Consider the following 22,073-nt stretch of genomic DNA (forward strand, 5'->3'; position numbering starts at 1 on the left):
TATTACTTTTTGTTCTTGAATAGGCGGTCGCTCAGCATGTTAAGCGCTTTGACCTTGTCTTCACGACGCACGAGGAACGATATGTTGTAGTTACTTCCTCCGTATGAAATCATACGAACCGGAATGTCCTTCAATGCATCAAGTGCTTCGGCCTCAAATCCGCGGTTCTGCCATTCAAGATCGCCGACAACGCAGATGATCACCATATCCTTGTCGACTGTGACGGTTCCAAACTTCTTGAGGTCGTCGAGTATATTGGTCAGATTGCGTTCGCTGTCGATTGTAACCGAAACACCGACCTCCGAAGTCGCAATCATGTCGATCGGAGTCTGATAAGTTTCAAATATTTCGAATACCTTACGGAGGAAACCGTAAGCGAGAAGCATTCGGCCCGACTTGATTTTGATTGCGGTGATGTTGTCCTTTGCGGCAACCGCCTTTATGATGTGAGCCGACTGTTGATTGTGAATCAGCGTGCCGGGAGCATCAGGCTGCATTGTATTGAGCAGTCTTACCGGTATATTGTTCAGCTTTGCGGGAAGAATGCAAGTGGGATGAAGAATCTTGGCTCCGAAATAGGCAAGCTCGGCAGCTTCCTCAAAGTGCAGCTGGTGAACAGGTTGAGTGCCTTCCACAAAACGAGGATCGTTGTTGTGCATACCGTCGATATCGGTCCATATCTCGATTTCATCGGCATTTATGGCTGCTCCTATCAGCGATGCGGTGTAGTCGCTGCCTCCGCGCTGAAGGTTGTCGATTTCACCGTAAGCATTTCGGCATATATAACCCTGAGTTATATACAGGTCGGCACCCTGATGCTTGTCAAGCTGAGCGGTGAGCTTCTGACGGATGTACTGTGAATCGGGTTCGGCATTCTTGTCGGTGCGCATATATTCAAGGGCGGGAAGAAGAACCGAGTTAACCCCCTGCTCTTTCAAGTATATGTTCATCAACGCAGTAGACATGAGTTCGCCTTGAGCAAGAATCTCCTTTTCTTCAAACAGGGTGAAGATATCCTTGGTGAAGGAGCGAATGTAATTGAAGCAGGCCTTAATCTCGCGAGTGGCCTCCTCCTTGGCTTCGGGAGTTGAATACAGCTCATCGATGGTGCGCATGTATTTAGCTTCCAATGCATTGACAGTTTCTTTGGCTCCGTCGATATTCTTTTTATACAGATAATCGGAAATTTCAACAAGTGTATTGGTAGTGCCCGACATAGCCGAAAGCACTATTATGTTACAGCCACGAGCTGTTACAAGCTTAGCTACTTCCTTGATTCTTTGTGCAGAACCCACGGAGGTTCCACCAAATTTTAATACTTTCATCCTGTTATCAGTTAAATTCAAATAGATTATAATCGTTGCAAAATTACAAAATAATGTGCATATACGCTACATTATTCGCATTCAAGTTTCTCTTCATTACTTGATTCCTCCACGATGTGCTTGTCGGAGCAGCGTAACAAGCGACCCGGGAACTGCTCAAGCCATGCAAAATTGTGGGTCGCCATGATGACGGCGGTACCCTCTTTTGCGATATCATGTAGGTAACGCACTATCTGCTCTCCCGTAGCGGGGTCGAGATTTCCGGTAGGCTCGTCGGCAAGAATCAGTTTGGGCTTGTTGAGCAGGGCACGTGCAATTACGATGCGCTGCTGTTCGCCTCCCGAAAGTTCATGCGGCATCTTGTAGGACTTTGTGAGCATACCCACCTCTTTAAGAACCTCCTCTATGCGGTCGTCCATCTCGGTCTTGTCCTTCCAGCCCGTAGCCTGCAACACAAACATCAGATTGTCGTATACCGTGCGGTCGGTAAGAAGCTGAAAATCCTGAAACACGATGCCTATTTCACGCCTTAGCATCGGTATCTGCTTGCGCTTAAGTGTGGTGAGATCGTATTCAAGCACCTTTGCCTCACCGCTCTCGATGGGAATTTCGGCATACATGGACTTAAGCAGACTGCTCTTTCCGCTTCCCACCTTACCTATTATATAGGTGAACTGTCCGGGCTCTATAGTCAGGTTTACGCTTTTGAGAACTACATGCTCCTTGCGGAGTATCTCAACGTTTTCGTATTTTACAATGCTCATCGTTGTTGTCCTATTTATGGCGTTTGATAAGTTCATCGGCAAGCTCCTCTATGCGGTGGCCTTTGGATGTCAGCAATACAATCAGGTGATATATAAGATCGGAAGCCTCATATATAAGACGGTCATCGGTGCCGTTGGTCGCCTCAATCACCGTTTCCACAGCCTCCTCACCTACTTTCTGCGCCATTCTGTTTACTCCGGACTTGAACAGTGAGGTCGTATATGAGCCTTCGGGCATTTCCTCGTGACGGCGTGATATAAAGTCTTGCAGATAGCGGAAGAATTCAACTCCGAAATCATTGGATGTGCCGAAACAGGTGTCGGTGCCTTTATGACATGTAGGACCTACCGGATGTACCTTTATAAGCAATGTGTCGTGATCGCAATCCTCCTCGATTGATACTACGTTAAGGAAGTGTCCGCTCTCTTCGCCTTTGGTCCACAGGCGACCTTTTGTGCGGCTGAAGAATGTGACCTTGCCGCTCTCCACCGTTTTCAGATAGGCTTCCCCGTTCATGAATCCGAGCATCAACACATTCTTTGTGTTGGCATCCTGTATGATTGCGGGAATCAGTCCCTGCAATTTGCTGTAATCCAATTGTGCCATATTTATTGTCTGATAATTATATTATTCTCTTTCAAATAGGTTTTCAACTGCGCTATGGGCACTTCGTTGAAGTGAAAAATGCTTGCTGCCAATGCGGCATCGGCTTTGCCGATTGTGAATACATCGCGGAAATGCTCGCAATTTCCTGCGCCGCCCGATGCAATTATGGGAATTTCAAGATTGTCGGCAAGTTCGGCAAGGGCCTCGCATGCAAATCCGGTCTTTACACCGTCGTGGTTCATGCTTGTGAAGAGTATCTCTCCTGCTCCACGTTCCTGAGCCTCATGCGCCCATTCAAGCAATCGGCGTGACGTGGGCACTCGACCTCCGTTGAGAAAGCATATCCACTCTCCGTTGTCAAAGCGTGCGTCAATTGCGGTGACACACACCTGCCGGCCAAATCGCGATGCGATGTCGTCGATCAGGTCGGGATTGCGCAATGCGGCCGAGTTTATCGATATTTTGTCGGCTCCCGCGTCAAGCAGGGTTTCCACATCGGCTACGTGGTTGATGCCTCCGCCCACGGTGAACGGTATGCTTACATTCTCGGCGACACGACGCACGAGATCGACAAATGTTTTGCGACCCTCATGCGAGGCCGTTATGTCGAGATAGACCAGTTCGTCGGCTCCGTCTTCGCTATATTTGCGTCCGAGAGCAACCGGGTCGCCGGCATCGCGGAAATTCACGAAATTAACCCCCTTCACGGTTTTACCGTCTTTTACATCGAGGCAAGGTATTATACGTTTTGCAAGCATGTAGGGTTTAATTTAAGTTCATCTTTTCAATTTCCTTCAATGTGATGCGTCCTTCATATATGGCCTTGCCCACAATTACGGCAGGAACCGATATGGTGTCAAGACGCTCGATGTCGGTGATGCCGCTCACCCCACCGCTTGCAATAAGATATATATCGGGAAATGCGGTGAGAATGTTTTTGTACAGCTCGATTGACGGGCCGTTTAACGTTCCGTCGACATTGATGTCGGTCGAGATCACGTAACGTATGCCCTTTTCCACATAGGAACCGATGAACGGCACTATGTCATGTTCCGACTCATCGAGCCAGCCCACTGTAGCTATTTTGCCGTTACGTGCGTCGGCCCCGAGTATTATGTGCTCGTTGCCGTAACGGTTGAGCCAACCGGTGAATATTGCAGGATCCTTTACCGCTATGCTTCCTCCGGTAATCATCGATGCTCCGCTTTCAAACGCTATTTTGGCATCTTCGTCGCTCTTTATTCCACCGCCGAAATCGATAATCATGTCGGTTGACGATGCTATTCGCTCGAGTGTGCGATAATTCACTATGTGCTGTGACCTTGCTCCGTCAAGATCGACGACATGCAGCCGGGTGCATCCGCAGTCGCGGAATCTCAAAGCCATGTCGACAGGATCGTCGGCATACACGCGTGAGCTTTCGTAGTCGCCTTTGGTGAGCCTTACGCATTTGCCATCTATTATGTCTATAGCCGGAATTATCGTCGTCATAGTTCGAGGAAGTTTTTTAGGATGCGTTCACCTATTCCACCGCTCTTTTCGGGATGGAACTGGGTCGAATAGAAATTGTCCTTATGCATGGACGCACTGAACTGATCAATGTATTCGGTCGTGGCTATTGTCGCGTTGTTGACCGGTACGTAGTAACTGTGGACATAATACACATATTCATTCTCCATGTCGGAGGTTATGATTCCGGGATGCGTGACATGAAGTGTGTTCCACCCCATGTGCGGCACCTTCAGTCGCGACATTTCGGGGGCGAACCGCAGCACATCGGCATCGAATATTCCGAGGCAATCGACATCGCCCTCCATGGAGTGACGGCACATCAGCTGCTGACCGATGCAAATTCCGAGCACCGGCTGATGTAGCGACTTTATTAACCGATCAAGATTGTGTTGACGCAGATAGGCCATTGCCGAAGCCGCCTCCCCCACTCCGGGAAAAATCACCTTGTCGGCTTCGGATATCTTTAACGGATCGTCGGTGACAATCGCTTCTACGCCTATACGCTTCAGTGCGCATATCACCGAGAAATTGTTGCCGGCGTTATATTTTATTATAGCGACACCCATACTCAATTGCAATCAGCTGAACACCACTGTCTTATTGTTGTAAGCAAGCACTTTGCGCTGTATGTGCTTCTCGACGGCGCGTGACAATACAATCTTCTCAAGGTCGCGGCCTTTCTTGATAAGGTCGTCGATTGTGTCCTTGTGGGTTATGCGCACAATGTCCTGCTCTATTATGGGGCCTGCATCAAGATCGGCGGTTACATAGTGGCTTGTAGCTCCGATGAGCTTCACGCCTCTCTCGTAGGCCGCATGATAAGGCTTTGCTCCTACGAAAGCAGGGAGGAAAGAGTGATGTATATTGATTATGTGATGGGGATAGCGCTTTATCATCTCGTCCGATAGAATCTGCATATATCGTGCCAGCACTATGAAGTCGATTTCGTAACGTTCAAGCAGTTCAAGCTCGCGGGCCTCCATTTCGGCTTTGTTGTCACGGTTGATCGGGAACACCTCAAAGGGGATGTTGAACTGCTCGGCGACAATCTGCAGATCGGGGTGATTGCTTACAATCACGGGTATGTCGACATCCCACTCTCCGGCGATGTATCGAGCGAGTATGTCATAGAGGCAGTGCGACATCTTGCTTACGAAGATGGCCATGCGCTGACGCTTGTTGGAGAAACTCAGCTTATAAGTCAGCTGGTAACGTTGACCGTAAAGAATCTGGAAATACTCGCTTAGCTTTTCACGCGGAATAATGAAGTTCTCTAAATCCCACTCCACCCTCATGTAGAAGATGCCGTTAAATTTGTCGACATACTGATCGAGGTAAACGATGTTACCTCCGTTAGCATTGATAAACTCGGTTATAACGGCGATAATGCCCGGTTGGTCGGGGCAGTGCATGAGAAGTATCGCGGTATCTTTTTTCTTGCTTTCCACTTTGACAATTTATAAATGATATTAGCTGCAAAGATACACAAAAAGTGGCTATAAGGAAATAAAATGTCGCTGAAATGCCGTTATGCACTGACAAATTACAATAAAACGCACTATGCAAACGGATCGATGGAGCTTAACGGTACATCTTGGCTGCTGTCGATGGCATCAAGTATATTGCGCAACACTGACTGCACGCCTATGGCCACAAGCCGTTTTTCATAAGGATTGATGTCCGATATATTGTAGTTAACGATAAAATCGGCGAGCTCTTTTGCCGCAGTTTGATAACCTTCGCGCAGGAGGCTCAGTACCATGATGAGTGCATCGGGAAGCGATAGGCTCAATCCGCTTATATCACGCACTCTCAACACATATTTTCGATATAACTCCACCACTTCGGCATATCGGCCGCAACGATACAGACTTTCAAGAAGCTGCGTCCAGTCAAACAATGAATCGGTGTTATATAGTCGACACAGCAGAATGTCGGCGCAAGCTTGGTATTGTTCGCGCTGATAGAAAGTGTCGGCCCAAGCCACCCATTCCTGTTCGGTGGACAATGCACCGCTCTTGAAATATCGGTTAATCTCCTCATTGTCGACCTCCCTGTTGCCTATGGTCAGCAGATGGTCGATGGCCTCCTTGTCGCCGGGATGCTCTTTAAGGTAATTGCGTATTATCGCCAAAGCACCCTTGGTGTCGCCGTCAAGGGCGAGCATGGCCGCCAGGGTGTGGTTGGCGAGTGCATTGTCGGGATCTTCCAGGAGGACTTCGCGCATCATTGAGCGTGCCTTTTCGCGGTCCTGATTCATGTCATAGAGAATCTGAGCCTTCGTGACAAGCATATTTGTCGACTTAGGGTCGATGGCAAGCGCATAGTCGATGGCCTGGAGTGCATTGTTGTAGTCGTCATTGTTGACATATTGCTGTGAAAGCATGTGCCAATATACCGAATTGAACGGCTCAAGCATTGTCAGCTCCTCAAGTACTGAAATGCCGAACTCATAGTCGCGCTTTCCATCGGCGACCTGCGAGAGTTCATAAAGGAATGTGTCGGGATACAGGCAACGATTCTTTATCAGCTCTCGGTTCTCCTTCAGCCAATCATAGAGTTCAAGTTCCACGCATGCGTCAACCAACTGTATGATGGTTTCATCGTCAAAGTCGGCAAAAGTGTCTACGATGGAGTTCATCTCCTTTATCGACTCCTCCATGGGAGGATGCTTGACGAGCAACAGCAATATCGCCCAAAGCGCCGTTTCCCCCTTATGGTTAAGAGCAATGTTTACAGCCCCTTCGGTCATCGACAATGTCGTGTACAGGAAGAAGGCCCTGCGCTGAGCCAACTCTTCGCTTTCGGGATATATGCGCGCACCGCTTAGGATGACCTCCATCTGGACATATTCATCGTAGATGTCATTGGCATAATCGTATATTTCGATTAAGTCGTTTTCATCGTAACCCGATGCTATATGGCCCGACACGAGGTCAGCCCTGAATTTCATGTATAATTTCTCGCGGCGGCGTTGCTCTTGATCCATCAAATGTAGATGCGGAGAGAGGTTATTGGAAGTTTTTCAATTACTTCTTCTGAAGCTTTTCCCAAGTGTCCTTGAGCTGCATTGTGCGGTTGAACACAAGCTTTTCGGGAGTTGAGTCCTTATCGGGAGTGAAGTAGCCTATGCGCTGGAACTGGTAGTGATCACCCACCTTTGCATTCTCGGCGATAAACGGCTCAATCTTTACTCCTTCCACTACCCTTAACGAATCGGGATTAAGCATCTCACGGAAATCCTTGTCCTTCTCTTCGGCGGGATTTTCTACCGAGAAGAGTCGGTCATACATCCTGACTGTAGCGTCCTTGGCGTGTGCGGCCGACACCCAATGAAGTGTTCCCTTAACCTTGCGCATGCTGCCGGGCAGGCCGCTGCGGGTATCGGGATCGTAGGTGCAGTATATCTCTTCGATGTTGCCTTCGTCATCTTTCTTGACTCCGGTGCACTTGATGATGTATCCTCCCTTAAGTCTTACTTCACCGTCGGGGGCGAGGCGGAAGAATTTCTTAGGCGGATTTTCCATGAAGTCGTCACGCTCGATGTATATTTCGCGACTGAAGGGCATCTGGTGTGTGCCTGCTTCGGGATCCTCGGGATTGTTTTCCATCTCAAGGATTTCGGTCTGGCCTTCGGGATAGTTGGTTATTACCAGCTTTACGGGATTTATTACCGCCATGACACGTGTAGCCACCTTATTGAGGTCCTCGCGCACGGCATGCTCCAGAAGCGAGATGCTGTTCAAGGCCTCAAATTTGGTGTAACCTATCATGTTGATGAAGTTCTTGATCGACTGAGGAGTGAAGCCGCGACGGCGCATACCCGATATTGTCGGCATTCGGGGATCGTCCCATCCTGCCACAAGGCCCTCCTGTACGAGTTGCAGGAGCTTGCGCTTGCTCATTACCGTATAGGTGAGATTGAGTCGGTTGAACTCTATCTGTCGGGGACAATAGCTCTCGTCGGCCAACTCCTTGACGAAGTATTCATACAACGGACGGTGAGGCACAAACTCAAGGGTGCATATCGAGTGAGTAACCCCCTCAAAGTAGTCGCTCTGACCGTGTGCGAAGTCATACATAGGGTATACCTTCCATTTTGTACCTGTGCGGTGATGGGGATACTTTATTATACGATACATTATAGGGTCACGGAAGTGCATATTGGGCGATGCCATGTCGATTTTGGCACGAAGCACATAGGTGCCTTCCTCAAACTCGCCAGCATTCATGCGCTGGAAAAGGTCGAGATTCTCCTCTATCGGACGATCACGATAAGGACTGTTTACACCGGGTTGTGTCGGCGTACCCTTCTGACGGGCGATTTCCTCCGATGTCTGGTGGTCGACATAGGCCTTGCCCTCTTTTATCATGCGTATGGCCAAATCATACAGCTGGGGGAAATAGTCGCTCGCGTAATACTCGCGGTCGCCCCAGTCAAATCCAAGCCAATGAATGTCCTCTCTTATGGAGTCGACATACTCGACATCCTCCTTTGTTGGGTTGGTATCATCGAAACGCAGATTGCAGGTTCCTCCAAATTTCTCGGCTACACCAAAGTCCATGCATATAGCCTTGGCGTGTCCAATGTGAAGATAGCCGTTGGGTTCCGGTGGAAAACGCGTATTGAGGCGTCCGCCATTCTTACCGGCTGCGAGGTCATCGCTTACTATTTGCTCTACAAAGTTAAGCCCTCCTTTTTCTTCAGTGATTTCTTCAGTGATTTCCGACATAGTTTTTGTGTACTATTGGTTTATTTTAGATACAAAATTAGTGATTATCTTTAAGATTGTATAAATTTTTGAGGCTAAAAAAGCAAAGTTTCCGTAACTTTACCGACAGTAATGTCGTTTTATTGCTATGAGCGAGATAAAACATATTATTCGCAGGATGCAAAGCCGTCTACATAGAGCAAATTTGACATGGAACCGTGCGTTGCGTCACTCCAGGACTGTGATTACAGCAATCTCGGGACTGCTTGAAGTGCTCTCGGTAGTTGCCGCAATCGGATGCCTGCTATGTGCGACATTATATATAGGATTTGAACGCGAGGCTAATGAATTGCGCACGTTACTCGTGTATTTCCGCACATTTCAGTGCATATTTCTCGCCAAAGTGCTTTTCAATCTTATTTTCAATCTAAAAAATACGATTGAAAACACCCGCGTAATCAAGTGGATAGTCGACATTGCACTGCTGTCGACGCTTCTTCCCGCACTATATCCCCGGCCCGCCCATCTTTGGATTCCATGGCTCGAGGATGTCCTTTACAGCAACAAATTCCTGCTTGGCATCCTGGTGGCTTTTGCCATAGTAGAGATAAGCTATTTTGTTATCAGGATAATGGGAAAGCGCACCAACCCGTCGCTGATACTTTCATGCAGCTTCCTGTTTTTCATCTTTTTAGGGTCATTCCTGCTCATGATGCCACGATGCACCTATCACGGCATAGGTTACATCGACTCGCTGTTTGTGTCGACAAGCGCCGTTTGTATCACCGGACTGACTACCATCGATGTAGCATCGACATTTACCCCGTTAGGACTGTTGATTCTCGGACTCCTGATTCAGATAGGCGGATTGGGTGTGATGACTTTCACAAGCTTTTTCGCCCTGTTTTTCAGCGGTAACACATCGGTCTACAGCCAGTTGATGGTTAAGGACATGATCTACAGCAAAACCATCAACGCATTGCTGCCTACGCTGCTGTATATCCTCGGTTTTACCGTGATTGTTGAATTGATAGGAGCATTCTTTATATGGCTCTCAATTCACGATGTGCTTATCATGTCGACCGAAGATCAGATAATATTCTCGATATTTCATGCCGTTTCGGCTTTCTGTAACGCAGGATTCTCCAATCTTCACGGCGGTATGGCAAATCCGGCATTGATGAATTCCAATCAGATGATATACATTGTCATAGGAATAATCGTTATGGCCGGAGGTATAGGCTTCCCGATACTTGTAAATTTCAAGGAGGCGTTTATTGAGTATTTTCGTCGATTGTGGTGCCGCATAAACCATCGAACTAAGATAGGACGCTCGGTCCACATCTGGAATGTAAACACCAAGATTGCGCTCTACACAACATTGATTATATTTGCCGTCAGCACGGTTGTGTTTTTCATTCTCGAACGTAACAACACATTGGTCGGCATGAGTCTTTATGACAGCATAGTCCAGTCGTTTTTCAACTCCACCACTCCGCGAAGTTCGGGTTTTGTGTCGGTAAATCCGGCCAATTTCCTTAATGTAACGCTTGTCATAGTGCTTTTTCTGATGTGGATTGGAGGAGCTTCGCAGTCAACCGCCGGAGGTGTCAAAGTCAATACGTTTGCATTGATACTGTTGAATCTTAAATCGATAATACTCGGCAAGGATCATGTCACGGTATATGACCGCACGATTGCCGTAGGTTCTATAAGAAGAGCCAATGCGGTTGTTGCAATTTCGATAGTGTCCTACACCATCTACAGCGTTATATTGTTGCTGCTTGAGCCACAACTTCCTGCCAAGAGTGTTCTCTTTGAAACTTCTTCGGCGCTGTTCACCGTAGGCTCGTCGCTCGGTATTACATCGGAGCTTGGCATGAGCTCTAAAATAGTGTTGTGCACCGCGATGTTTCTCGGACGCGTGGGTATAATATCGCTTCTGATAGGTGTGACGGGCAATCGTCACGACTACCCGGTGAAATATCCAACTGAAAATATAATAATAAACTGATAAATAATATGCGTTATCTGATAATAGGACTCGGAATATATGGCTCCAATCTTGCCACTGACCTTACCGACATGGGACACGAGGTGATAGGGGCCGACCACAATCCCACTCTTGTCGAACAGGTGAAGGACAAGATTTCAACGGCCTATATAATCGACTCGACCGATGAAGCGGCACTTTCGGTATTACCGTTGAAGACCGTCGACCTCGTGATTGTGGCCATCGGCGAGAACTTTGGCGCAAGTGTAAAGACAGTGGCGCTGTTGCGAAAACTTGGAGTGAAACGCATATATGCACGTGCTGTCGATGACATTCACGAAACTATATTGCAAGGATTTAAAGTTGACCGCATTCTAACTCCGGAACAACGTGCGGCTCGAGAACTCACGCGTGAATTGGAATTAGGTTGCACTGTTGACTCTCTGCGAATCGATGTCGACCATTACGTTATAAAATTCGATGCCCCCGACTTCTTCTATGGAATGAAGTACGAGGACCTGAACTTTGAGGAAGATTATGGTATAAAACTAATATCGGTTTCGCGACCGGCTCCGCGACGCAATATTATCGGTGTGACCAATGAAGTCCCGATGATTGTAGCAAATCTCGATGCCGATTTTCGCATAGAAAAAGGCGATGTGTTCACCATTATGGGCACACAACGCCAATTCCGAGATTTGTTCAATCACATAAAATAATCCTGAGAGCCGGCTCTAAAACTCATAGTCAACGCATGCACGCGACTCCTTGTGTCCGGCAAGGAGTGATGCTGCGGCAACATGGGCGGGATGCTTGGCATACACGGCAACATCGTCCATCGTATCCACTATTGCAGTCAGGACTACATCCCAGTCCTCGGTCGGATTTTCATTTATGCCGACCTCAATTGAGTGAAGCACTTCGATTTTATCGGGCAGAGCCATCAATGCTGCCTTGAAGCTTTCAGCCACTTGGCGACGCTCCTCTTGAGTGCCGTTGAGCTTGAATGTTACTATATGTTTTACCATGTCACTGACAATTTATGTTTATGCGTTATAAAGTCGTTCACGTGCGGCGGCTACTCGCTCGTCGGTGATGTAGTCGTCATAGTCCATTATCTTGTCGATGATGCCGTTAGGCGTAAGCTCGATTATGCGGTTGGCCACGGTCTGGATGAACTCATGGTCATGTGATGCAAAGAGGATGTTGCCTTTGAATGTCTGAAGCGTGTTGTTGAATGCCTGGATTGACTCAAGGTCAAGATGGTTGGTGGGCGAGTCGAGCACGAGAGTGTTGGCGTCACGCATCATCATTCGGGCTATCATGCAGCGCATCTTCTCACCTCCCGAAAGCACCGAAGCTTTCTTAAGCACCTCTTCGCCCGAGAAGAGCATCTTGCCGAGGAATCCCTTAAGATATATCTCGCTTGAATCCTCGCTCCACTGACACAGCCAGTCGACAAGGTTCAGGTCGGTGTTGAAGAACGAAGAGTTGTCGAGAGGCAGATATGCGGTTGTTATCGTCTGACCCCAGTCGTAGCTTCCTTCATCGGGCTTGCGATTGCCGGTTATTATCTCAAACAATGCGGTCATGGCTCGCGGGTCACGGCTCAGGAATGCAACCTTGTCCCACTTCTCGATGGCAAAGTTCACATCCTTAAACAACACCTCTCCGTCGACCGAAGCTGTCAGTCCGTGTACTTCAAGAATTTTGTTGCCCGGCTCGCGCGAAGGCGTGAATATGATGCCCGGATATCGGCGTGACGAAGGCTGAATCTCCTCTACGTTCAGCTTTTCAAGCATCTTCTTACGTGATGTGGTCTGCTTTGATTTGGCTACATTGGCCGAGAATCGCTGTATGAATTCAAGAAGTTCCTTGCGCTTCTCCTCGGCTTTCTTGTTTTGCTGTTGCTGCTGTTTCAATGCAAGCTGCGATGACTCGTACCAGAAACTGTAGTTACCGGCAAATAATGTAACCTTGTTATAGTCGATGTCAAGAGTGTGAGTACATACCGAATCCAGAAAGTGGCGGTCGTGCGACACGACAAGCACCGTATTCTCAAACTTTGACAGATAGTCCTCAAGCCATGCTACCGTTTCAAGGTCAAGGTCGTTGGTGGGCTCGTCGAGAAGCAGGTTGTCGGGATTGCCGAAAAGGGCCTTGGCCAGCAACACACGCACCTTTTCGTTACCGCTCATGTCCTTCATGAGGGTGTAGTGCTTGTCCTCCTTGATTCCGAGTCCGCTGAGCAGTGCGGCGGCATCGCTCTCGGCATTCCAGCCTTCAAGTTCGGCAAACTTCTCCTCAAGCTCGGCGGCGCGAACACCGTCTTCATCCGAGAAATCGGCCTTGGCGTATATGGCGTCTTTCTCTTTGATGATGTCCCACAACACTGTGTGACCTTGAAGCACCGTGTCCATCACAGTGCAGTCGTCAAACTTGAAGTGATCCTGTTCAAGAACCGACATACGCTCTCCCGGACCCTGGGTCACAGTGCCGTGGGTAGGCGACAATTGATCGCTGAGTATGCGCATAAGGGTTGATTTACCGGCTCCGTTGGCTCCGATGATGCCGTAACAGTTGCCCGGTGTGAACTTCAAGTTTACATCCTGGAATAGGACTCTTTTACCGAATTGAATGCCTAAATTATTGACCGCTATCATATATGGATTCTAATATATTTCAAAAATGCGACTGCAAAGTTACTAAAAAATCCCGTAACTCCCATCGGGCAAACACAAAAAGACCGCGAGCGACACCTTTAACGGCATCGCTCGCGTTATGAATCGATTTTCCCTGAGGATTAGAACAAGGGGAATGTGGATGTGCTGTAGACAAACTTGCGCTCAAAGTCGGCCTGCGACATTGTAAACATCATGATTCCCTGAATGAGCCAGAGGATTCCGGGTATACCGCAAGTGATGATGCTGAGCACCAATGCTATTACGCCTGCTGTATTTTTACCGAGATAGAAATATTGGATTCCGAGTGATCCCAGGAATATAGCCAAAAGAGCTGCTACTCCGCGGCTTTTGCCTGAGGGACCGGGAGAGAATACGTCATTGCTCTGAGGAGGACATTGTTGGTTTTGTTCCATAGCTGTTAAATTTATTAAAGTTAAATGATAATGATTACACAAACTTACAAATAATTTTTCATTTAATACAACTATTGATATGTAAAAATCATCGTTTGTCCACATTACCCTCATAATAATTGATGTAGGCACGGTTGACAAGTCTTATGCCGCCGGGAGTGGGATAATCGCCCGAAAAGTACCAATCGCCGGGACATTCGGGCACTGCTTCATGAAGCCCTTCAAGCGATTGATACACTATCGACACCTCAGCCGAAGTGTCGTCGGGAGTAAGCATACTCGCTATCTTAGCCGATATTTCATCGTCGGTGAACGGTGCGTAGATTGCCTTTACGCAATTCTCAAGATGCGCATCATCGACATTCTCCTGTTCAAGACATCGATTGTAAACCTCTTCAAGCCGATTCTCCATGCCGTTTTCCTTAAGTAGCTCCACTACCGCACGAAATGCACAGAATTCACCCATGCGTGACATGTCGATGCCGTAATAGTCGGGATAACGCACCTGGGGAGAGGAGCTCACAATAACTATTTTGCGCGGATGCAGCCTGTCGAGCATCTTGATTATCGATTGCTTAAGAGTGGTGCCCCTCACTATTGAATCGTCAATCACGACAAGTGTGTCTACATTATTCTTTACTATGCCGTAGGTCACATCATATACATGGGCGGCGAGGTCGTTGCGTGACTCTCCCTCGGCGATGAACGTGCGCAGCTTTATATCCTTTATGGCAACTTTTTCGATGCGCAGTTTCTGTGACATTATCTTCTCTATCATGTCACGCGACAACGTGCCTTCGGCGTTACATGCCATAATCCTGTCGGCCTTGTAGCGGTCGAGATGTTTTTCAAGACCTTCGACCATGCCAATAAAGGCAACTTCGGCCGTATTGGGGATGAACGAGAACACGGCGTGGGCGAGATCGTAGTCAAGCTCATGCAATATCTTGCCGACAAGATTGCGGCCCAAAGCCTTGCGTTCCTTGTATATGTCGGCGTCACTTCCTCTTGAGAAATAGATTCGCTCAAATGAACACCGCTCGTTTCGTCCTTCTCCGAGAATGTCGTCAACCCTTACCTTGCCGGCTTTGTTTACTATTATCGCACTTCCCGGAGTGAGCTCGTTTACGGCACGACGCGGGACATTGAACACGGTCTGTATTACCGGACGCTCCGATGCCACTACCACTACCTCGTCGTCATAATAGTAGAAGGCCGGGCGTATGCCGTGAGGATCGCGCAAGGCCCACATGTCACCCGACCCGAGTGTGCCGCATATCACATATCCCCCATCCCATCCCGGAGCGGTGGAAGCAAGTACCGGACGCAGGTCGATGTTATCCTCGATTGCCATGGCACGAGGTATGCCGTCAAGTCCTTTTTCGGTGAATTCATGATAGAGGCGGTTGTTTTCCTTATCGAGGGCATATCCAAGCTGCTCAAGTATTATTACGGTGTCGGAGTATATGCGGGGATGCTGTCCTTTTTCGACCACTGAATTGAATATTTCGTCAACGTTGGTCATGTTGAAGTTGCCGCAAAGCATCAGTGAACGCGAGCACCAGTTGTTGCGACGCAAAAACGGGTGTACATAATTCAATCCGCTTCTTCCTGTGGTTGAATATCGCAGGTGCCCCATGTAGACTTCGCCAATGAACGGAGCGTAGGATTCGACCCATTCATTGGACTGCTCATTGATGTGGACATTGGCCAGCTGACTGTTTATCGACGAGAATATCTCCTGTATCGCTCCCGAACCCAATGCACGTTCACGGAACACATATTCGCTGCCTGCCGGAGAGTACATCTTTATACATCCCACGCCGGCACCCTCCTGTCCGCGGTTATGTTGCTTTTCCATCAGCAGATACAACTTGTTGAGTCCGTAAAGATAGGTGCCGTACTTTTGCTTATAATATTCAAGCGGCTTGAGCAGGCGTATCATTGCCACTCCGCATTCGTGTTTCAAAGGTTCCATTGTGATGTGGTATTTTATTAATTGTAACGGGCCGACTGACAAGCCGACCCGTTGAATTATCCGATTCTATTTTTCAGTGAGATAATTGTGTATTCCTTCAGCAGCTTTTCTGCCTGAAGCGATACATCTTACTACAAGTGATGCGCCGGTAGAGGCGTCGCCGGCGGCGAATACCTTGTCGATGCTGCTTTGCTGCTTGTCATCGACCTTCACATTGCCGCGTGCATCCTTCTCGACCTCCAGCTGTTTCAGTATGCCGTCCTGTACGGGATTGGTGAATCCCATCGCGAGCAATACGAGTTCAGCCTTTATGCGCTCTACGTTTCTGGTGTGAATCAAATTCATGCGTCCGGTGGCTTCATCCTTTTCCCAACGCACCTCTTCGACCTCGACTTCGGTTACCTTGCCGTTCTCTCCTATTATTCGGCGAGTGTCGAGCAACCAACGGCGATTACAGCCCTCGTCGTGCGAACTTGATGTCTTCAACACCACGGGCCAATAGGGCCACGGAGTTGCCGGATTCTCTCCTTCCGGCGGTTTGGGCATTATCTCAATCTGTGTAACCGAAAGAGCACCCTGGCGGTTGGCTGTTCCTACACAGTCGCTGCCGGTGTCGCCACCTCCGATTACGAGCACGTTCTTCCCTTTGGCCGATATGCGGTCGTCACGCGAAATCTCGCGTCCGGCGTTTACTCTGTTCTGCTGTTGCAGAAGCTCGAGTGCGAAGTGTACGCCTTTAAGATCGCGGCCTTCTACCTTCAGGTCACGCGGCACTTCAGCGCCGATTGCTATGCACACGGCATCATAGTCGCTCACGATATCCTCGACTGCTATATCCTTGCCCACTTCTACGCCGGGCTTGAACTCAACGCCCTCTTCGGTCATCAACGCTACGCGACGGTCGATGATGCTCTTGTTGAGCTTGAAATCGGGGATGCCGAATCGCAGCAGTCCGCCTATTGCTTCATTCTTCTCAAACACCGTAACCGAATGTCCTCGGCGATTCAGCTGATTGGCGCATGCAAGTCCTGCAGGCCCCGAACCTATCACGGCAACTCGCTTACCTGTGCGGTGCTTGGGAACGTAGGGCTTTACGTAGCCTTCAAGGAATGCACGCTCTACAATGGCGGCTTCGTTTTCGCGTATGGTGACGGGTTCATGTATCTTGTTAAGCACACAACCCTTCTCGCATAATGCAGGACAAACTCGTCCTGTAAATTCAGGAAAGTCGTCGGTAGCGGTGAGCAATGTATATGCTCCTTTTATATCATTCTTAAACAGTCGGTCCTGCCACTCGGGCTGCTTATTGCCGAGCGGACAGCTCCAGTGACAGAACGGAACGCCGCACTCCATGCAACGTGACGCCTGTAAACGACGGTCCTCGGGGTTCAATGTTTGCTCCACTTCACCGTAATCCCTTATACGGTCGGAAACAGGACGATAGCCGGCTTCCTTGCGGTGGATGGTCAAAAACGCTTTTGGGTTTCCCATATCATATATAGTTTTAAGCGATTTTCATTAATTTATCAGTCACGTTCCACACTTGCAATTTTCTGTTGCAGCTTGGCAAGCTTTTCATCATGAAGCACTTTCTTGTATTCAAAGGGTATTACCTTTATGAACTGCCCCACATATTCGTGCCAGTTGTCGAGCATGCGTCCGGCAAGCTGACTGTGAGTGTGCTTGTAATGATTGCCTATAAGGCGATAGAGCTCGCGATTGTCGGCCATGTCTTCGATCAATGACAACTCAACCATCTCCATGTTGCAGAAATAGTCGAAATCGCCATTGGGATTCCACACGTAGGCAACACCGCCGCTCATACCGGCGGCAAAATTGCGTCCGGTCGAACCGAGCACCACGGTGCGGCCTCCGGTCATGTATTCGCAGCAGTGGTCGCCCACTCCCTCGACTACGGCAATCGCGCCTGAATTACGCACGCAGAATCGCTCGCCTACGCGTCCATTGATGTAAACTTCGCCTGAAGTCGCTCCATACAACAGTGTATTTCCGGCGATTATATTGTCCTGCGGAACAAACGGACTTCCTTTAGGCGGGACGATGACAATCTTGCCTCCCGACAGTCCTTTGCCTACATAGTCGTTAGCGTCACCTTCGAGTCGGAACGATATGCCGTGAGCCAGGAATGCACCGAAACTTTGGCCGGCCGAACCACGGAATGTACACAAGATGGTATTGTCGGGCAATCCATCATTACCATATTTCTTTGCCACTACGCCCGACAGCATTGCGCCTACCGAACGGTCGGTGTTGGCAATCGGGAAATCAAGCTCCACAGGCATTCCCGAATCTATCGCGGGAAATGAGCGGCTTATAAGCTGACGGTCGAGCACATGCGCTATGTCATGCTGCTGCTCCGTGACATTTATTATGGCGTTGGTACGACACTCTGCCGGCATATATAATATGCGTGAGAAGTCGAGATGTGTTGTCTTGTGGGTGGCGTGTTGGGGCTTTACCTCAAGCATATCGGCACGACCTATCACATCATCAAGTTTACGCACGCCTATTTCAGCGAGGGTCTCACGTATTTCCTGAGCAAGGAACTTGAAGAAGTTGATCAGATACTCTGAACGGCCCACAAATCGTTTGCGCAGCTCTTCATTCTGTGTCGCTACTCCCACAGGACAGGTGTTAAGGTGACATTTACGCATCATGACGCATCCGAGCACAATTAGCGCACTTGTCGCAAATCCGTACTCTTCGGCGCCTAACATGGCCATTATCACCACATCACGCGCTGTCTTTAGTTGTCCGTCGGCCTGCAGCTTCACTTGTCCGCGCAGATTGTTGAGCACAAGCGTCTGCTGTGTTTCGGCAAGACCTATCTCAACGGGAAGACCGGCGTAACGTATCGAACTTGCCGGAGAAGCCCCCGTTCCGCCGTCGCTACCGCTTATTGTGATAAGGTCGCTCTTGGCTTTTGCCACACCGGCTGCAATTGTTCCTACACCGCTTTCCGACACGAGCTTCACGCTCACGCGAGCATCGGGATTTACATTCTTCAGGTCGAATATCAGCTGGGCCAGGTCCTCAATTGAATATATATCGTGGTGAGGAGGCGGAGATATAAGCGAGATTCCGGGGATTGAGTGACGCGTCTTGGCTATTATCTTGTCGACCTTGAATCCGGGCAGCTGTCCGCCTTCACCTGGCTTGGCTCCCTGTGCAATCTTAATCTGTATTTCATCGGCATTTACAAGATACTCGGCGGTAACTCCGAAGCGTCCCGAAGCGACCTGCTTTATAGCCGAGCGTGCCGATGTGCCGTCTTCGCGTGTCTTGAAGCGTTCGGCATCCTCGCCTCCCTCACCGGTGTTGCTTCGTGCGCCGATAGCGTTCATTGCTATACCAAGTGCTTCATGGGCCTCACGGCTTATAGAGCCGAACGACATTGCACCTGTCACGAAACGACGCATTATATTCTCTATAGGTTCAACTTCGTCAACCGGTATAGGCTCGCCTTTCTTGAAGTCAAGAAAATCGCGAATGAATATCGGTTCGGGCTTGTTGTCAACCAATGAAGTGAACTCCTTGAACTTCTTGTAACTTCCAAGTCGTGTGGCAAGTTGAAGCGTTGCTATCGATTCGGGATTCCATGCATGGGTCTCTCCATCCTTGCGGAATGAATATTGTCCGAGGTGACGCAAAGGCAGTTCTTCGTCAAAATAAGGGCTGAACGATTCGGCATGTGATTTCAATATGTCACGACTGAGATCGTCCATGTCGATTCCTCCGATTTTGCTCACGGTGTTGCCGAAATATTTGCGTGACATCTCTTCCGACACTCCTACAGCTTCAAATAGTTGTGCGCCCTTATAGCTGGTAAGTGTGGATATGCCCATCTTTGACATGACCTTGAGCAATCCCTTGTCGATTGCCTTGATGTAGTTCTTTACGGCTGTATTGTAGTCAAGCTGTATCTCCTGTCGCTCCACAAGGTCGTTGATTACGGCAAAAGCGAGATAGGGATTTATTGCGCTTGCTCCGTAACCCGACAGCAATGCGAAGTGCATGACCTCTCGTGCATCGGCGGTTTCCACTACAAGAGCTGTCTGCAGACGCTTCTTGCAGTCGATGAGATGATGATGAACGGCCGAGGTGGCGAGCAATGAAGGTATGGGCGCATTGTCGGCGTTTACTCCGCGGTCCGACAGCACAATGTAGTTGCAGCCTTCATCAACGGCGGCTTCAGCCTCCTTACACAGGCGCTCCAATGCCTTCGTTATGCCCTCGGCCCCCTCTTTTACGGGGAATGTCATCGAAAGTTTGCGTGTGTTGAATCCCTTGTATCGGAGATTGCACAATATATCAAGCTCTTGATTTGTTATGATGGGTCGCTTCAGCAGAACCATCTTGCATATTTCGGGATTGGGCTCGAGAAGGTTCATGTCGATTGCTCCGATGTAGCTGTCGAGGCTCATCACGAGCTCCTCACGCAGAGGGTCGATGGGCGGGTTGGTCACTTGAGCGAAATGCTGACGGAAATAGTTGAACAGCAATTGAGGCTCGTTGGACATAACTGCGAGCGGAGTGTCGTTGCCCATTGAATTGACAGGCTCCTTGGCATCAACGACCATTGGCGTGATAATCTTCTCTACTTCCTCGCGATGATAGAAGAATGTGTGCAGAAGTCTTGCAAAATCATTTACTTTGTTTTCAACTTTGCGTCCGCTGCTTATCTTGTCGAGGATGATTCGATTGCGTGACAACCAGTCGCGGTAAGGAAATTCCGATGCAAGTTTCTCCTTGAGTTCGGCATCGTGATATATCTCGCCCTTTTCCATGTCGACCATCAACATTTTTCCCGGACGAAGACGACCCTTCTCCTTAACTTCCGAAGGGTCGAATGCCAACACTCCCATCTCGGAAGCAATTACCATCGTGTCGTTGTTGGTAATCAGATATCGTGCGGGGCGCAGTCCGTTTCGGTCAAGCATTCCGCCGGCGTAGCGTCCGTCGCTGAACAGCAATGTCGCAGGGCCGTCCCACGCTTCCATCATGATTGAATGGTACTCATAGAATGCCTTCAATTCCGACGAAATCGGGTTCTTGTCATTGAACGATTCCGGCACGAGCATGGCAAGAGCATGAGGCAGGCTCATACCCGACATTACGAAAAATTCCAATACGTTGTCGAGTGATGCCGAGTCACTCATGTCGGGCTGGATGACAGGTGTGACATCGGCGCCTCCGAGTGTCTGCGGATGTAGTACACATTCACGTGCCTTCATCCACATTCGGTTGCCCTGTATGGTGTTTATCTCGCCGTTATGTCCGAGCATTCTGAAAGGCTGTGCCAGCGACCATGTAGGGAATGTATTGGTACTGAAACGAGAATGTACCAACGCCATGCCCGTTGTGAAGTGGGGATTCATCAAGTCGGGGAAGTAGTAGCGTAATTGCAAACTTGACAACATTCCCTTGTAGACAATGACACGCGACGACAATGACACGATATAAAATGCATCCTTATCGGGAAGTGTCAACTCCGACACTTTCTTCTCGATGCGTTTACGCAGCACATAAAGTCGAGGCTCTATACTGTCGTTGCTTTTCTCATCGGCAATGAATATCTGCTTTATTGCAGGCTCGGCTTTGCGTGCAACAGGGCCAAGCTGCTCATTATTTGTGGGTACATCACGCACCGCAATAAGAGTGAGTCCAAGTTCAATGGCTTCTCGTTCAATGATGTCGAATATTATCTGTTGTGTGTCATCATCGTGGGGCAGGAATACTAATCCGCATCCATAACGGCCTTTCTCGGGAACGGCAATTCCTTGAAGCAAAATGAACTCATGGGGTATCTGCACCATTATTCCGGCACCGTCACCTGTTTTGGGATCGGCACCTTCGGCACCGCGATGAACCATGTGCTCAAGCACTTGTAACCCTTTTTCTACAAGTTGATGCGATTTTACACCTCTAATATTTACCAACAGCCCCACTCCGCATGCATCGCTTTCATGTCGCGGATCGTAAAGGCCTTGGGCGTATGGCATATCTTTTATCATAACTTTCTAATAAAAACATTGAAAATGCCATGGAGTGCCATGCTACTACT

17 protein-coding genes are annotated in these 22,073 nt (G+C 48.9%); 2 read left to right on the plus strand and 15 right to left on the minus strand.

The genetic code is table 11. The features are described from left to right. Nucleotides 1-2 precede the first annotated feature (2 nt). The 9 genes from E5354_RS02045 to E5354_RS02085 all read right to left on the minus strand — a co-directional run bounded on the left by E5354_RS02045 (nucleotide 3) and on the right by E5354_RS02085 (nucleotide 8,941). The gene (locus tag E5354_RS02045; protein ID WP_123396680.1) at nucleotides 3-1,325 is read right to left on the minus strand and encodes an aspartate kinase; all 1,323 of its coding nucleotides are present in this window, start codon (nucleotides 1,323-1,325) and stop codon (nucleotides 3-5) included. Between the two features lie 71 nt (nucleotides 1,326-1,396). Beyond that, nucleotides 1,397-2,089: a cell division ATP-binding protein FtsE gene (locus tag E5354_RS02050; RefSeq protein WP_135946236.1), complete on the minus strand. Its 693-nt coding sequence runs from the start codon at nucleotides 2,087-2,089 to the stop codon at nucleotides 1,397-1,399. Between the two features lie 10 nt (nucleotides 2,090-2,099). Next, nucleotides 2,100-2,696, minus strand: coding sequence for a bifunctional phosphoribosyl-AMP cyclohydrolase/phosphoribosyl-ATP diphosphatase HisIE (hisIE, locus tag E5354_RS02055; protein WP_135946237.1), 597 nt, complete (start codon nucleotides 2,694-2,696; stop codon nucleotides 2,100-2,102). A gap of 2 nt (nucleotides 2,697-2,698) precedes the next feature. Further along, on the minus strand, nucleotides 2,699-3,454 hold the full coding sequence (gene hisF, locus E5354_RS02060) for an imidazole glycerol phosphate synthase subunit HisF (protein ID WP_135946238.1): 756 nt from the start codon (nucleotides 3,452-3,454) through the stop codon (nucleotides 2,699-2,701). Nucleotides 3,455-3,461: 7 nt separating this feature from the next. Further along, nucleotides 3,462-4,187, minus strand: coding sequence for a 1-(5-phosphoribosyl)-5-[(5-phosphoribosylamino)methylideneamino]imidazole-4-carboxamide isomerase (hisA, locus tag E5354_RS02065; RefSeq protein ID WP_123396684.1), 726 nt, complete (start codon nucleotides 4,185-4,187; stop codon nucleotides 3,462-3,464). Continuing rightward, a complete protein-coding gene (gene hisH, locus E5354_RS02070; protein ID WP_135946239.1) occupies nucleotides 4,184-4,774 on the minus strand; it encodes an imidazole glycerol phosphate synthase subunit HisH in 591 nt (196 codons plus the stop codon). The genes hisA and hisH overlap by 4 nt, the downstream gene beginning before the upstream one ends. A gap of 12 nt (nucleotides 4,775-4,786) precedes the next feature. Further along, entirely contained in the window at nucleotides 4,787-5,656 is an 870-nt protein-coding gene (gene purU, locus E5354_RS02075) for a formyltetrahydrofolate deformylase (protein WP_262712737.1), read from the minus strand. Between the two features lie 110 nt (nucleotides 5,657-5,766). Beyond that, entirely contained in the window at nucleotides 5,767-7,197 is a 1,431-nt protein-coding gene (locus tag E5354_RS02080; protein ID WP_135946240.1) for a tetratricopeptide repeat protein, read from the minus strand. Between the two features lie 40 nt (nucleotides 7,198-7,237). After that, nucleotides 7,238-8,941 (minus strand): glutamine--tRNA ligase/YqeY domain fusion protein, encoded by a 1,704-nt coding sequence (locus E5354_RS02085; protein WP_123396687.1) that lies wholly within the window; start codon nucleotides 8,939-8,941, stop codon nucleotides 7,238-7,240. A gap of 184 nt (nucleotides 8,942-9,125) precedes the next feature. On the opposite strand from E5354_RS02085, the gene E5354_RS02090 reads away from it, so the two are divergent. Beyond that, nucleotides 9,126-10,934, plus strand: a complete 1,809-nt coding sequence (locus E5354_RS02090) for a TrkH family potassium uptake protein (protein ID WP_168353797.1) — start codon at nucleotides 9,126-9,128, stop codon at nucleotides 10,932-10,934. A gap of 8 nt (nucleotides 10,935-10,942) precedes the next feature. After that, entirely contained in the window at nucleotides 10,943-11,632 is a 690-nt protein-coding gene (locus E5354_RS02095) for a potassium channel family protein (protein WP_123396689.1), read from the plus strand. 15 nt (nucleotides 11,633-11,647) lie between these two features. On the opposite strand, the gene E5354_RS02100 is transcribed toward E5354_RS02095, so the two are convergent. From E5354_RS02100 to gltB, 6 genes are all read right to left on the minus strand, one after another. Continuing rightward, nucleotides 11,648-11,941: a Dabb family protein gene (locus tag E5354_RS02100; RefSeq protein WP_135946242.1), complete on the minus strand. Its 294-nt coding sequence runs from the start codon at nucleotides 11,939-11,941 to the stop codon at nucleotides 11,648-11,650. 18 nt (nucleotides 11,942-11,959) lie between these two features. Next, on the minus strand, nucleotides 11,960-13,576 hold the full coding sequence (locus E5354_RS02105) for an ABC-F family ATP-binding cassette domain-containing protein (RefSeq protein WP_135946243.1): 1,617 nt from the start codon (nucleotides 13,574-13,576) through the stop codon (nucleotides 11,960-11,962). Between the two features lie 140 nt (nucleotides 13,577-13,716). Continuing rightward, nucleotides 13,717-14,010 carry a TM2 domain-containing protein gene (locus E5354_RS02110; RefSeq protein ID WP_123396692.1) on the minus strand — a complete coding sequence of 98 codons (294 nt, stop codon included), beginning with the start codon at nucleotides 14,008-14,010 and terminating at the stop codon, nucleotides 13,717-13,719. An 88-nt stretch (nucleotides 14,011-14,098) separates the two neighbouring features. Beyond that, the gene (locus E5354_RS02115; protein WP_135946245.1) at nucleotides 14,099-15,988 is read right to left on the minus strand and encodes an amidophosphoribosyltransferase; all 1,890 of its coding nucleotides are present in this window, start codon (nucleotides 15,986-15,988) and stop codon (nucleotides 14,099-14,101) included. A 66-nt stretch (nucleotides 15,989-16,054) separates the two neighbouring features. Beyond that, nucleotides 16,055-17,479, minus strand: a complete 1,425-nt coding sequence (locus E5354_RS02120; RefSeq protein WP_123396694.1) for a glutamate synthase subunit beta — start codon at nucleotides 17,477-17,479, stop codon at nucleotides 16,055-16,057. A gap of 35 nt (nucleotides 17,480-17,514) precedes the next feature. After that, nucleotides 17,515-22,023 carry a glutamate synthase large subunit gene (gltB, locus tag E5354_RS02125; RefSeq protein WP_135946246.1) on the minus strand — a complete coding sequence of 1,503 codons (4,509 nt, stop codon included), beginning with the start codon at nucleotides 22,021-22,023 and terminating at the stop codon, nucleotides 17,515-17,517. Nucleotides 22,024-22,073: the final 50 nt, after the last annotated feature.

It is taken from the genome of Muribaculum sp. NM65_B17, from assembly GCF_004793735.1.
Lineage (GTDB): Bacteria > Bacteroidota > Bacteroidia > Bacteroidales > Muribaculaceae > Muribaculum > Muribaculum gordoncarteri.